10 protein-coding genes and 2 pseudogenes are annotated in these 12,821 nt (G+C 45.8%); 2 read left to right on the plus strand and 10 right to left on the minus strand.

All coding sequences use genetic code 11. The features are described from left to right. Positions 1 to 29: 29 nt before the first annotated feature. The 3 genes from RE628_RS16165 to greA form a co-directional block, all read right to left on the minus strand. The gene (locus RE628_RS16165) at positions 30 to 2,204 is read right to left on the minus strand and encodes an alginate lyase family protein (RefSeq protein WP_309154049.1); all 2,175 of its coding nucleotides are present in this window, start codon (positions 2,202 to 2,204) and stop codon (positions 30 to 32) included. After that, complete coding sequence (locus RE628_RS16170; RefSeq protein ID WP_309154050.1) at positions 2,194 to 3,318, minus strand: glycoside hydrolase family 88 protein; 1,125 nt, start codon at positions 3,316 to 3,318, stop codon at positions 2,194 to 2,196. The genes RE628_RS16165 and RE628_RS16170 overlap by 11 nt, the downstream gene beginning before the upstream one ends. Positions 3,319 to 3,935: 617 nt before the next feature. Further along, entirely contained in the window at positions 3,936 to 4,412 is a 477-nt protein-coding gene (greA, locus tag RE628_RS16175; RefSeq protein ID WP_309154051.1) for a transcription elongation factor GreA, read from the minus strand. A 211-nt stretch (positions 4,413 to 4,623) separates the two neighbouring features. Between greA and RE628_RS16180 the strand changes: the two genes are divergently transcribed. Both RE628_RS16180 and RE628_RS16185 read left to right on the plus strand, forming a co-directional pair. Further along, complete coding sequence (locus RE628_RS16180; RefSeq protein WP_309154052.1) at positions 4,624 to 5,244, plus strand: TetR/AcrR family transcriptional regulator; 621 nt, start codon at positions 4,624 to 4,626, stop codon at positions 5,242 to 5,244. Between the two features lie 148 nt (positions 5,245 to 5,392). Then, a pseudogene (locus tag RE628_RS16185) lies at positions 5,393 to 6,603 on the plus strand (MFS transporter). A gap of 269 nt (positions 6,604 to 6,872) precedes the next feature. On the opposite strand, the gene RE628_RS16190 reads toward RE628_RS16185, so the two are convergent. From RE628_RS16190 to RE628_RS16220, 7 genes and pseudogenes are all read right to left on the minus strand, one after another. After that, a complete protein-coding gene (locus tag RE628_RS16190) occupies positions 6,873 to 8,147 on the minus strand; it encodes an MFS transporter (RefSeq protein ID WP_309154053.1) in 1,275 nt (424 codons plus the stop codon). Between the two features lie 125 nt (positions 8,148 to 8,272). Further along, positions 8,273 to 9,021, minus strand: a pseudogene (locus tag RE628_RS16195) (SDR family NAD(P)-dependent oxidoreductase). A 38-nt stretch (positions 9,022 to 9,059) separates the two neighbouring features. Then, positions 9,060 to 9,938: an NAD-dependent epimerase/dehydratase family protein gene (locus RE628_RS16200; protein WP_309154054.1), complete on the minus strand. Its 879-nt coding sequence runs from the start codon at positions 9,936 to 9,938 to the stop codon at positions 9,060 to 9,062. Between the two features lie 48 nt (positions 9,939 to 9,986). Continuing rightward, a complete protein-coding gene (locus RE628_RS16205; protein ID WP_309154055.1) occupies positions 9,987 to 10,385 on the minus strand; it encodes a hypothetical protein in 399 nt (132 codons plus the stop codon). Between the two features lie 35 nt (positions 10,386 to 10,420). Continuing rightward, positions 10,421 to 11,209, minus strand: a complete 789-nt coding sequence (locus tag RE628_RS16210) for a DUF817 domain-containing protein (RefSeq protein ID WP_309154056.1) — start codon at positions 11,207 to 11,209, stop codon at positions 10,421 to 10,423. 164 nt (positions 11,210 to 11,373) lie between these two features. Next, positions 11,374 to 12,216, minus strand: coding sequence for an aldo/keto reductase (locus tag RE628_RS16215; protein ID WP_309154057.1), 843 nt, complete (start codon positions 12,214 to 12,216; stop codon positions 11,374 to 11,376). Positions 12,217 to 12,293: 77 nt separating this feature from the next. Beyond that, positions 12,294 to 12,785, minus strand: coding sequence for an RNA polymerase sigma factor (locus RE628_RS16220; protein ID WP_309154058.1), 492 nt, complete (start codon positions 12,783 to 12,785; stop codon positions 12,294 to 12,296). Positions 12,786 to 12,821: the final 36 nt, after the last annotated feature.

A 12,821-nucleotide genomic window follows, 5' to 3' on the forward strand; every position in this document is an offset into this window, starting at 1 on the left:
TTATCAGTTCGTCATCCCTTAGGCATTCATTAATTTATGACCGTAATCTGTCTCTTATTGGCAGAGCCGGTAATGAGCACAACCTCTCCAAAAATCTGTACGCCATCCACGACGTAGGAATCATAGTGGCCTGTCGGCACCTTATGACTAATCACAAGGATATGCTCAGTGCCTAAGTCAGGATGAACTATCCGGCAAGCCTCTGCCTGTCCATCATCCACCTGTTCTCCGGTATGACGGAACACAGGGATCTTACTCACTTGTGGAGCTTCCGACTCACCAGGACGGAGCGGATATAGCAGCTGCATCATCAATGTCGTCCCGCTTCCAGTTCGAGCATAAGTTACTTGACTACTTGACTCCAACAAATTGTATTCACGAGAAATGACGCCCTCTGATACTTCGGCCTGCAGTCCCTCACTCTGAACTGGGATCATGAGCAGATTCGCTTCCCCTTCATTTTGCGTACGACAGATTAGCGTGCTATCCTCCAGTCCAATAGCATCCGATCCAAAGTGGAAATGCTGCTTGAACTGATGCTGCCCCTTACTTTGGAAACGGTCAATCAACAGCCAGTAATGCGGCTTGATAAAAATAATTCTCCGATTCACAAATACTGGATCGTTCAAATGCAAGTATCCATCATGTCCGCCTTCAACATAGTCATAGGCAGGGCGACTGATCCATTTGCTGCCTATCGGACAGGCAATGCGATGAAAAGCCCAAGTGTCGGCAATTTCCGTAAATCCAATGTCATCGACCGTCGTCGTGTTGTGGGCTGCGCTCTCTTTTAATGCATGTCTGAGCGGTGTATGGTCACTGTAGTTATATCTGCCAAGATCGGTTAGAAACTCCTTCCCGTAAGCGTGCAGATCGATATGCAGCATATCCGCATGTCCATGTCCGCCGCCCTGTGGTCCACAGTGGAAGTACAGATACAGATCTTGCTCACTCCAGCCCGAACGCATCACAAAGTGGCCAGAGTGGATAAAAGCGTGAGATATTTCCGCAGGCTCCACAGGATTCAAACTCTCATAGCTTCTGATTGCTTCCATTCCTAGTAACCACGCACTATCATAGTCCATCCGCTGATAAGAGCCGAAGCGCAGTGTTTCATCCTTGAGCAGAGCGGAAGCATACGTCAATAACGAACGAACGTCATTATCATCGCTATCACCGAACATAGGCTGTCTATGACTCGGATTAGCCCAATATAGGGAAGCGATAGCCATTTCATGTACTTTGCCGAGGAAGCCTTCATCTAACTTAATTCCATGTTGTTCAGCAAAATAAAGACAATCGAGGTAGCAGCACATCACCTCATGATGATAGGTTGGCGATTGCTCCCAGTGAATTCCGTCCGCCATCACCTGAATACGTGCCGTCTCTTCAAGCCTTTCTTTAGTCAGGCTGAGCCACTGCTCAGAACCCTTCATTTCAGGGAAGGTTAAAGCAATCGGAAGCAATCCGTTCGTCTCCAGTACTCCCCAGTTGCTGATTCGCTTCCAGCTTGTAAATGCATTTGCCAAATACCTAGCATGCTCGGATAAGGAGATCAGCAATTTTGCCAGCAAAACAGGCGTGAGCTGCGGGCAATCCCACACATAACGCAGTGCCTTAATCCAGTTGCTGCCGCGGAGACCTGCTTCAATCGTACGCCAGTTAAGTGTATCGCTGGTAGGCTCACTCGGAACCGGGTTGCGATCGATCCAGTCTTCAAGCTGGCGGCACAACACCGACGCATACTTGTCATCTCCGGTCATGGCGTAAGCCTGACCCAGGGCGATCCAGTAACGATGCCGATTCAGCATGTATGACCATTCCGGATCGACATCAGGGATGTAGTGCCAATCAATCGCTCCATCAAACGTAACTGGAACCTGTGTCCGTTCCATATCCCATGGGAACTTGAATAGAAAAGTCTGGTTCACGACTTCATCCGCCGTCTTCATAACCATTGCGACTTCATCTGCCCAGTTTCCTTTGACGTAATCCGTAATTTGAGTTGTCTCTTCCTGTGTCCATCGGTTGCCAGAAATACGACGCTTCATATAATAACGATGCAGGGCCTGAAGCGCATCTTCGTATCGCTCCTGCTTGACCGCTTCAGCTACATCAGCTAATTCAGGTGCTTCTAAATGGAGTAACGAGAAAACCGAATGTACTTTGTCTTGATGATTGGTTTCCGTTCCGTTAACGTTCATACCAATACCCCTTTATCCCTTTTTCAAGACGCATTAAGGCTTCAAGATAGTAGTAATCGCCCCAGATCATATAATCATCCGGCGACAGTCCGCCGCGTACATAATAAGAACCACGCTTTAGAAGACCCTCCGCTTCTTCTCCAATCGTAGAGTAATTCTCTACCAAAGAAGTCAAGGAATCGGTCAAGCCCTGCTTGAAGTACTCACGATCCGGATCCTTCTCATCCAGATGCTCCAGCAATTCCTGCAGTCCGGCCGCTACAATGGCGGAAGCCGAGCTGTCACGGTAAGTATCTTTATCTATCGGAGCATTGAAGTCCCAATAAGCTACATGATCCTCTGGCAAATGAGTTAAGAAATAACGTGCCATTCTTCTAGAGGTCTCCAAGAACAACGGATCCCCTGTGTAACGATAAGCTAGTGCAAATCCATACACTCCCCAGGCCTGTCCCCGCGTCCAGGTTGATCCGTTCGTATAGCCCTGATGTGTCGCTCCGCCGATCGGCTCACCCGTGCTTGGATCGAAGAAGAAGGTGTGATAGGAGCTATCGTCTCCACGCACAATATAACGTCTCGTCTTCTCAGCCTGTATAATCGCGGCCTCACGATACTTCGGATCTCCAGTCTGCTGTTCCGCCCAGAACAGCAGCGGCAGGTTCAACAGGCAGTCAATGATAATACGACCTGCTTCCTTCGGATCTCCTTCACGTCCCCAAGCCTGGATGTAGCCGCCTCCAGCTGGACGCCAGCGCTTCAAGAGGTGATCCGCCGCCTCCAGTGTCAGCTGGCGAGCGCTTTCATCTTTCTCAATAATCCACTGTGCCTTCGAAGATAGTGAATACAGAAATCCGATATCATGATGGTCTAGTACGATCTTAGCATCGAAGCGACGGCGGAAATCTTTTACCGTCTCGATTGCCTTCTCACGGAAATCCTCATCTCCCGTATACTCATAGCACAGCCACAGCATCCCGCTCCAGAACCCGTTCGTCCAATCCTCATTGTCATTCAGCTGATAGACGCCGTCCGTACTAATATGCGGGAATCTCGTTCCGAACCGCTCCATATTCGCTCTAACCTTACCTACCGCATCTTCAATCGCCTTATTCCACATACTTATTGCTCCTTTCGAGTCATGTTGTCCTAAGCCTATAATAAGAAGTCTAGTGCCTTCCTAGTAGGGGCTATTTTTGACCTTATGTGAACAATTTTGACTTTTGGTAGAGAACGGACTATTAATGACTGGAAAAAGAGGCAACAGGTTACGATATTCCCGTTTGTTCTCCAAATCTATCATATAATACAGTTCGTGCTATCCCTTGCTTTTTATGTACGAGATTGTGTTGATTTATTTACTTTTGACTGCAAGATGGTCTTGACGCTCTAACACTAATCTCGCCATTTTAGTTTAAGTTTGAACTCTAAGGGATATTACGGCCGCTTAGAAATGACTTTAGGGCGTTATGACTTTCTAACGGACGTGCCTGCAGCTTAGAGGTAAATAAGTCCTTTGGAACGGCAGTTTACAGCATTTCAGTGACTGTGATGACCGTTAAAATTTCATGAGGTACGGCAATTACTTCAGACGGGACATTCTCGCAACCATAACGATTCAACTAAAACTCCAAGCTCGCCATTCACTCGCCAAAATTGATCACCATAAAAAAATCAGCCCCATATAAACGATATGATCGTCTATACGGGGCCAATTCTTCTTCAATAATATTATGTTTATTTGATCTCAAGAATTTCGTATTTAATGATACCTACTGGAGCTTCGACGTGAACGATGGTTCCTATTTTCTTGCCGAGAATCTCCTTACCGAGGGGACTCTCATAAGAAATTTTGTTCTCGAACGCATCTGATTCGGTTGGTCCAACGATTTGGTATTCCACATTCTCTTGGAATTCCAGGTCGTTCAGAATCACTGTAGAACCGATGCCAACTGTACCCTCTTCCAAGCTGTCAGAATCAACGACTCTGGCATTCTTCAGCATTTTCTCTAAGGTAAGAATACGTGTCTCCATGAATGCTTGGTCTTCCTTAGCAGAGTGATACTCACTGTTCTCTTTCAAATCGCCGTAGCTGATGGCCAATTTAAGCCGTGCGGCCAGTTCGCTGCGTCTAGGGCCCTTCAGTTCCTTAAGCTCAGCTTCGAGCTTCTCAAGCCCTTCTTTTGTTAAGATTACTTCTTCTTCATTAGCCATAGTCTACATCTCCTATTTATCCTGCATACCCTTATTTTAAACTATTTCCTTAAAGAACGGTGCATAAACTTTAGAAAATTTTTCAGAAAATTTATCCGTTCTCAAGATTTTTTCAACAAACCCTTGCACGCCCACCTCTAAATTTGATATAATCCTGAACGAACGTTCAGTATAAAAAGTATTTATCATTACGATCAAGGAGCCGATTGAAATGGAACCAACGGGCGCAGCATTAAATAAGAAGCAATTGCAAAGTGAACTGACGAAGCGAAAAGTTGCCGATGCTGCTAGAGCTTTATTTGTAAATAAAGGCTATAAGGCGACTTCGATCGAAGAGATCTCGGAAGCGACCGGAAGCAGCAAAGGGAATATTTATTATCATTTCAAGAGTAAGGAAGGTCTATTCCTCTATTTGCTGGATGAATGGGAACGTGAATGGGAAGAAAATTGGCAGCAGAATGTATCTCAATATAAGACAGTTACAGATAAGCTGTACGGCTTCGCCAAGCAGATGGTGCTTGATGACCTGAATCATCCCCTCTCCAAAGCGGCCAGTGAGTTCTTCAACCATGATGAGAAGCCAGGTGATGTGGAAGAGCGTATTATCGAGATGGTGCAGGGGCACCTTAAGTTTAATCAAGCTCTAATTCAGCAGGGCATCGATAATGGAGAATTCAAAACGGATAATATTGAGTGCCTCGCTCTTATTTTAGAGAGCCTTGTGATTGGATTAAGCCATATGTCGAGGCAATTGAAATTACAAAATGCGCTTAACGTCTATCAACAAGCCATCAAAATTTATTTATACGGTATTGCCAATTCTCCTCATTAGCTTTGTGTTCTTTCAATGAGGTTTATATATACCTAGTACAAAACATCATTTTTTATAAATTTTATAGAACGAACGGTCAGTATAGTTCCAGGAATCGGAGTATCCACCGACGACCTCAACTATTCTACACCATGCGGAGGATATTATTATGTCAATTTTATTTAAAAATAGAGGAGCATTACTGCTTCTCATGCTTAATATTTTTATCGTTTTTACCGGGATCGGTCTCGTCGTCCCTATCATGCCGACCTATATGACCGAGCTGCATATTAGCGGCAGCACCGTTGGTCTGCTTGTCGCATCTTTCTCACTAACACAACTCATATTCTCTCCTTATGCCGGGAGATTATCCGATAATTTCGGACGCAAGAAAATTATTGTAATCGGGATGGTCGTATTCGCGATATCAGAGCTTCTCTTCGGGATCGCTAATGCGCCAGTACTTCTATTCGCTAGCAGAATGATCGGTGGACTGGGCGCCGCGCTGATCTTTCCTGCGGTAATGGCCTATACGGCAGACACTACCACGGATGACGAGCGGGCTACCGGAATGGGCTTCATCAATGCAGCCATTACCACCGGATTCATCATCGGTCCTGGTATTGGCGGATTTATCGCAGAATTTGGGATTCGCGTTCCATTCTTCGCGGCCGCAGTTGCTGGTGGCGTCGCCGCCACGATAACATTGTTTGCACTACCGGAATCCAATAAACGAGCGCAGGTAGCAAAGGATAAAGCTAACGAAGCTCCTAGACAATCATTATTTAAGCAATTGCTCAACTCATATAAAGAACCTTATTTTATCGCTCTTATCATCGTGTTCGTCGCTTCATTTGGTCTGGCGAACTACGAGACCGTATTTGGACTTTTTGTCGATCATAAGTTTGGCTTCACCGCCAAAGATATCGCCTTCATTATCACTTTTGGTTCCATCGCCGGGGCGGTCGTCCAATTAACGATCTTCGGCTGGATCTTGAACAAGTTCGGAGAACGCAATGTCATCTCATTCTGTCTGATCACAGCTGCTGCATTCGTTCTACTAACGCTCTTTGTGCACACTTACTGGCTAATTGTCATTGTAACGTTCATTCTATTCCTATCGATCGACATTCTACGGCAGGCAATCGGCACACAAATGTCTAAGATGGCCGAGGAGAACCAGGGATACGTCGCTGGCCTAAACTCGGCATACACGAGCCTTGGCAATCTGCCTGCCCGATTGTTGCTGGATTCTTGTTCGATTTTAACATCAACTATCCTTACGTCTCGGCAGCGCTCGTTCTCGGATTGTGCTTCGTGCTCTCGCTCAGAGCGAAGCGAAGCAGCCAGCCAAATCCTGCGCAGCAAGCTGCTAAATAACATCGCGCTTTTCAACCGGTCAAAAATGACCGTTACAGCAAGAAATGAACAACTTCCCTATTCTAACGGACACTTTTGACCATTAGAAGCAATAAATGCAGCTTTCCGCGATGTTTCTCTTTGTAACGGACACAATTGTCCGTTACAAGAACAGAGTAGCAAAGATTCAACGCTAACGGTCAATAATGTCCGCGTGATCAGATCAAACGCAAAAGAGGCTGTCTCCAAGTCGAAAAAATCGACTTTGGAGACAGCCTCTTTGTTACTTATTACAGCTGAATTGCCTTCCGATTCACAAAGCCGATCACAGCCGTGATCAAGCTAAGCAACGCAGCCAGCAAATACATATTTACAATCCCGAACCACTCCGCAACACCACTCAGTAGGAGAAGAGATAGTCCTAATAAAGTACTAAGCAGCGTCGATTGCGCAGAGAATACCTTTGGCAGAATCTCCTTATTCACACTTCTCTGAATAAGCGTACGTCTAGTTACTCCGGCGAGCTCGGTAAAAGGCCCGGTGAAGAGGACAATGACAAGTGCGAGTACAGCAGAATGGTTGAGCGCAAAACACGCGGTAAGTAGACCATAGCCGAGTGTTCCCACGATCATAGAAAGGAACATTTTTTTCTCGAATTTTTTGACAAGAGCTACGACGATGAGCCCACCAAGCACAGCCCCGGCAAAATAACTCGCATTAATGTAACCCCACCACTTCTCATCCTTGTGCAGTATATCTTGGACAAATACGAGGATGAACGCACCGACCCAAACCATCCCGCCTAGCGCATCGCATACATCCATCATTGTTAGAGCACGAAGTCTAGGAATCCGCCAAAGAGCGACCCAACCTTCCCTCAATACTTCCCAGCGTGAAGAAGACCTGTTATCCGCAGTTGCTCCGTCCACCATCGTTCCCTTTTCCTTAGACACCGACGTACGCACATCGAACAAGTTTCTCCGCTTGGCCTCCGTTGGATCTTCAATCAGAACTGTAACCGCTGCTGCTATACCGTAGCAAATCGCAACAACCACTAACACGGGAAAAGAGCCCATAACCGCAACCAGCACACCGCTGACGGCCCATCCGGCGAACTGTACAATCTGATCTGTCGTTCCTATAATCCCATTCGCCTTCATCAAGCTAGAATCATCCACTAACCTTGGGATCAATGCATTTCGTGCCGGACTTGTCCACCCGTCCAGGAAGGATAGGCTAGCAATAAGGGCATAAATGACAACAGTGTCCGCACCGCCAATCCATGGTGAGAGATAAAGTGCAAGCGTGATGAACAGTAGAAACTGTCCGCCTTGTGCCAAAGTCAACAAGAAAGATAAACGATAGCGGTCAATCAACAGCGGCGCCAATAGCCCGCTAAGCATTTGAGCGACAACGCGAAAGAAAGGCACCAATGTGGCAAAAATAATCGATCCGGTCTGATTCAGCACATATGTGGTCAGTGCCACCAAGTACAGCACATCGACCGTATTCGATAATGTCTGTGATCCCCATAAATAATAAAAAGACGGTCTGAATTTCACCATGTTCACTCCTATTCAGTTATCAATCTATGAAGTACATGGCTTAACTCAAATCGGTCTCATAACATTCTCCTTAACAAAAATATATATTACTTCGTGTTCAAAAAGTTCAGTTTTCAGCACCTCTATTAAGGCTCATATTTCATCTTCCGGGTCATTCCCCCATCGACAACGATATGCGCTCCTGTAACAAATGTATTATTCGGATCTGTAAAATACAGACACGCCCGAGCAATATCCTCTGGAGTACCAACCCTGCCGGCCGGATGCTGCTGGTGATCAATATCCCTCAATGCTTCATACTCCCGGTCTCGATCCAACCGGGACTAATACAATTGACACGAATCTGGTCACTTCCGAGCGTCACCGCAAGAGCATGACTGAGGGAGGCAATCGCTCCCTTGGATGCAGCATAGGCTTCCGAATTCGGCTCCGACATCAAGAAACGTGTCGATGAGATATTGACGATCGCACCGCCGTGACCACCCGCCTTCATATATCGAGCCGCAGCGCGTGAGGCCAGGAAGCAGCTTCGAGCATTCGTATTAAGCACGTCATCCCAATCTTCTACCGTTAATTCAAACAGATCCTTGAATCGTGAGACGCTGGCATTATTAATGAGTACATCAATCCGCCCAAATCGTTCATGAGCCGCTGCCATCAAGCTAAGGATATCCTCCTCCTGCCTCACATCACAAGGAACAAAAAGACTCGTACCACCCTTTGAGTTAATCTCCTCTGCGACATTAATTCCCGCCGCCTCGTTCACCTCTGCTATGATTACCGATGCTCCAAGCTCGGCATAAACCTTAGCTACACCGCGTCCTATTCCCTGCCCCGCACCGGTTACGATTACAACTTGACCTTGCAACGACACTTGAATCGGCTCCTCTCAAGAGAATAACTCATCATGTCCTATGTACCTTCGATATCATGAATCAGCTCTGGCAACCACTCCTGAACGGAATGGAAAGAGTACCCGGCCGCCTTGGCTCTGGATGTATCCATCGTCCAGGAGGTCGGAATGCCAAACGGAGACATATGTTCCTCCTCGGTCTCTGACAAGATGCGAGCCTCATTGCCTGAAGCTTTTTCAATCATCTTTATAATTTGACCGATCGTCACCGCCCCATCCGAGCTCCCATTCACAGGTCCTGTAATTGAAGAAGTGCCAAGCCACTTCATGAAGGACGCAACTTCACCTGATGTGATGAATGAGATCGCCGCCTCAGGATTGGGAATCCCAATCTTCAGGCCCTGCTTTACATGCTCAATATGGAAATGCAGTCTGCGTGTGTAATCATCCGGCCCAAGAACAATCGGAATACGCATCGCACATACCGGAAAATTAGCTTTTTGCATAAAGACCGTCTCAACAAGTCGCTTCCCCTCAGCATATCCAAACGCATCACGGTCACCCATTTTCAGTTCATATTGATACGGATCAAAGTCCGACTCAACCAGTGGATGATCAAGGAAATCGTAAACAGATGCCGAAGAGGTTACAATATACCGACCCACATGCCCTTCAAAAGCATGCACTGCGGCCAAAGCCTCGTTAGGAGAATAACAAATATTATCATAGACAATATCCCAAGGCCCAGACTGTGCTACTTCTCTCAATGAAGTTTCGTCTGAACGATCCAACACAACTTGATGGACCTCACCAGCAAATTCCACCTTTGTCAGTCCGCGCGTAGCGACAGTTACCTGATGCTGCCCTTCACTGGCCAGCAATTGAACCAGTCTTTTCCCGAAATATCGGGAGCCTCCTAGAACCAATATTTTTGACATCAGACACAGGCACCTCCGTTAATAGTATCTTTTACTCTCACGATCACATTATCGACTGCCGAATAAACTCTTCATCAAGGTTAATCCGCAAAGCAAACCGAAGAAAAAGTGTCCTTCCTGCCTAGCTACATCTTGATACAGAGCATAATAAGGCATCTTCAAGAAAATATTCAGCATCGGATAGATCATCAAAATCAAACTGGGCAGAAATACGAAAAAGAATAACGGTCTATGAAACTTTCTACGGTTTGGCAAACCATTGAGCAGGCTTAAATAGATCCCGAATAATAGCGCATATATGATATTACCCAACAGACTATAGTCGATTCGTAGGAACTCCCCCTTCTTCGACTCCATCATCCCTACGAATTGGTTGCCGTAATATACTACGATCAGCATCCCAATGGTCCATAGCAAATAATAAAAATAACCCTTCGACTTATTCATCACTGACCACCTCCGCTCATAACTTAACGAACAGTTCAGCCCATTTCGTCGCCCTTACGCCAGATCAAGCCCGTTTTAACATGCTTCAATTGCGCTACAATAATAATGCTGATCACAACTAGCATAAACCATGAACTGATCTTACCGATATGAACGAGCTGCCATTTGTGCTCTTGTCCCGGATATCTCCATGCTCCTAGAAAAGTAGAAATATTCTCCGCGATCCAGATGAAGAAGCCAATCAGAACAAAAGACAACATCAGCGGCATCCGGTACGTCTGGGAATGGAGCGAATAATGCACTCTAGTACGGAAGAATATAAGGAACAGTAGGACGGTTAGCCACCAGCGATAATCACCAATGAAATGATGTGTGAAAAAATTTAGGTAGATCGCTGCACAAATTAGTACGGTGAGCCATCCACTGGGCCAGCCCGTCATCTGCAATTGAAGTCTACGCCATGCCTGGCAAATATAGCTCGCTACACTAGCATACATGAACCCGCTGTAGAGCGGGACTCCGTAAATCTTCGTCCAAGCCTGTTCAGGATAAGCCCATGACCCCATATGTACCTTGAACAATTCTAGACAGAGACCAATAATATGAAACATACATATTACTTTAAGCTCATCCATCGTCTCCAGCTTGAAGACAATCATACCAATTTGCGCTAACACGCAGACGATCAGAATTAGATCATACCTCGGTAATCCCGGGATATGTACGATCTTAGTTAATCCTAGCGTCCCAAATATAATCACTGGAAATATGCAGGATAAAGCCTGAAGCCATCCGAATTGCAGCAAATTGCGGATAAATGTCATAGTTCCCTCCGAAATTTGGTAAACAGCTATACACGATTTTATCACAGACGGGGTGTGATGGGCAGAGCTATTTTTGTTATATGACGATTCCCCAAGCACAGTGGAAACCAATCATTAAAAAAGAGAGCTGCTCTCACAACTCTCTCTTCACCATAACTATTCCTTTAGAAATCAAAAGTGTCCGGGTCTGGACCAAAGCGCTGATTCTTATTCAGCCCATCGATCTGCGCGATTTCTTCTGCGCTTAACTCGAAATTAAATATATCAGCATTTTCAATAATCCGCTGCTCATTCACCGATTTAGGAATCGTAATAATGCCTACCTGCAAATCCCAGCGTAGGATTACTTGAGCCGGAGTTTTCCCGTATTTGCTTCCGATCGCTTTCAGCGTCTCGTCATCAAGCACACGACCTTGTCCAAGCGGAGCCCATGCTTCGAGATAAATTCCTTTGCCGGTCGCATAGTTAAGTAGTTCTTTCTGACTCAGCAATGGATGAAGTTCAACCTGATTGACCGCCGGCACAATCTTCGCTTCGCCCAGCAAGTCCTCGAGGTGATGAATTTGAAAATTACTTACACCAATAGCACGCACTTTACCTTCTTCATAGATCTTTTCTAAAGCGCGCCAAGTGTCTTTATATTTACCTTTGACTGGCCAATGCACGAGGAACAGATCGATATAATCAAGGCCAAGCTTATTCAAGCTTGTCTCAAAAGCCTGTAGCGTCTTCTCGTAGCCTTGCTCGGAATTCCACACTTTGGAGGTGATGAACAGCTGATCGCGGGTCAGACCATTCTCAGTCATCGCCTCACGGACAGCTTGCCCCACACCTTCTTCATTATTATAAAGCGCCGCGGTATCGATACTCCGATAGCCAGCCCGAATCGCAGACTTAACCGCGTGAATAACTTCTTCCCCTTCTTGCACTTTGTAGACACCTAGACCGAATCTTGGCATCTTCACTCCGTTATTGAGGGTTACTGTATCCTGTAGATGGAAAGCCATGTACCTATTCCTCCTTACAATAAGTTAGTCTCCCATCTATTATGACGGATTTAACCCATAAATGGAAGCTGGCCCACTTATGCCGATTGACTACCTTTGCGTAGCTTTTGTCTAGCACGATACAGCAATATTTTAAAATGAGATAATCCTATCCCCATCAATTCAGCAGACTCTAAATAAGAGAATCCATGAACATCGTACAGAAGTACCGCGTGCTGTTGATTCGGCGGAAGCAGAGATAGTTGATCGAACAATTCATCCCTAACCTCTTGGCTAAGCAGCTTCGTCTCCGGTGTCTCTTCATTAGAGAAGTTGTAGAAGAACTCATTCTCATACACATTGGAACGGCTCTCTTTACGAAGCTTATCGATATATGCATTATGAGCTACCCGCAGCAACCAAGCTTTAATCCGCTTCGGCTCCATCCCTTCAAGCCGGGTTAATGCACGGTAAAATGTCTCCTGCATTAGATCCTCGGCATTGTGATGATTGCGACATAAATAGTACAAATATTGATACACATCGGTTTTATATTCACGGTAAATTATTTCCATTGTACGACTATTCATTATTGGATTCTCCCTTGGTTCTCTATATTTCCTACA

Origin of the sequence: Paenibacillus sp. D2_2 (genome assembly GCF_031199965.1) — a bacterium.
Taxonomy (GTDB): domain Bacteria; phylum Bacillota; class Bacilli; order Paenibacillales; family Paenibacillaceae; genus Fontibacillus.

What these genes read in the sequence shown, in the direction of transcription:
- RE628_RS16165 (WP_309154049.1), bottom strand. Translation starts at nt 2,204, where the DNA reads ATGAACGTTAACGGAACGGAAACCAATCATCAAGACAAAGTACATTCG.
- RE628_RS16170 (WP_309154050.1), bottom strand. Translation starts at nt 3,318, where the DNA reads ATGTGGAATAAGGCGATTGAAGATGCGGTAGGTAAGGTTAGAGCGAAT.
- greA (WP_309154051.1), bottom strand. Translation starts at nt 4,412, where the DNA reads ATGGCTAATGAAGAAGAAGTAATCTTAACAAAAGAAGGGCTTGAGAAG.
- RE628_RS16180 (WP_309154052.1), top strand. Translation starts at nt 4,624, where the DNA reads ATGGAACCAACGGGCGCAGCATTAAATAAGAAGCAATTGCAAAGTGAA.
- RE628_RS16190 (WP_309154053.1), bottom strand. Translation starts at nt 8,147, where the DNA reads ATGGTGAAATTCAGACCGTCTTTTTATTATTTATGGGGATCACAGACA.
- RE628_RS16200 (WP_309154054.1), bottom strand. Translation starts at nt 9,938, where the DNA reads ATGTCAAAAATATTGGTTCTAGGAGGCTCCCGATATTTCGGGAAAAGA.
- RE628_RS16205 (WP_309154055.1), bottom strand. Translation starts at nt 10,385, where the DNA reads ATGAATAAGTCGAAGGGTTATTTTTATTATTTGCTATGGACCATTGGG.
- RE628_RS16210 (WP_309154056.1), bottom strand. Translation starts at nt 11,209, where the DNA reads ATGACATTTATCCGCAATTTGCTGCAATTCGGATGGCTTCAGGCTTTA.
- RE628_RS16215 (WP_309154057.1), bottom strand. Translation starts at nt 12,216, where the DNA reads ATGGCTTTCCATCTACAGGATACAGTAACCCTCAATAACGGAGTGAAG.
- RE628_RS16220 (WP_309154058.1), bottom strand. Translation starts at nt 12,785, where the DNA reads ATGAATAGTCGTACAATGGAAATAATTTACCGTGAATATAAAACCGAT.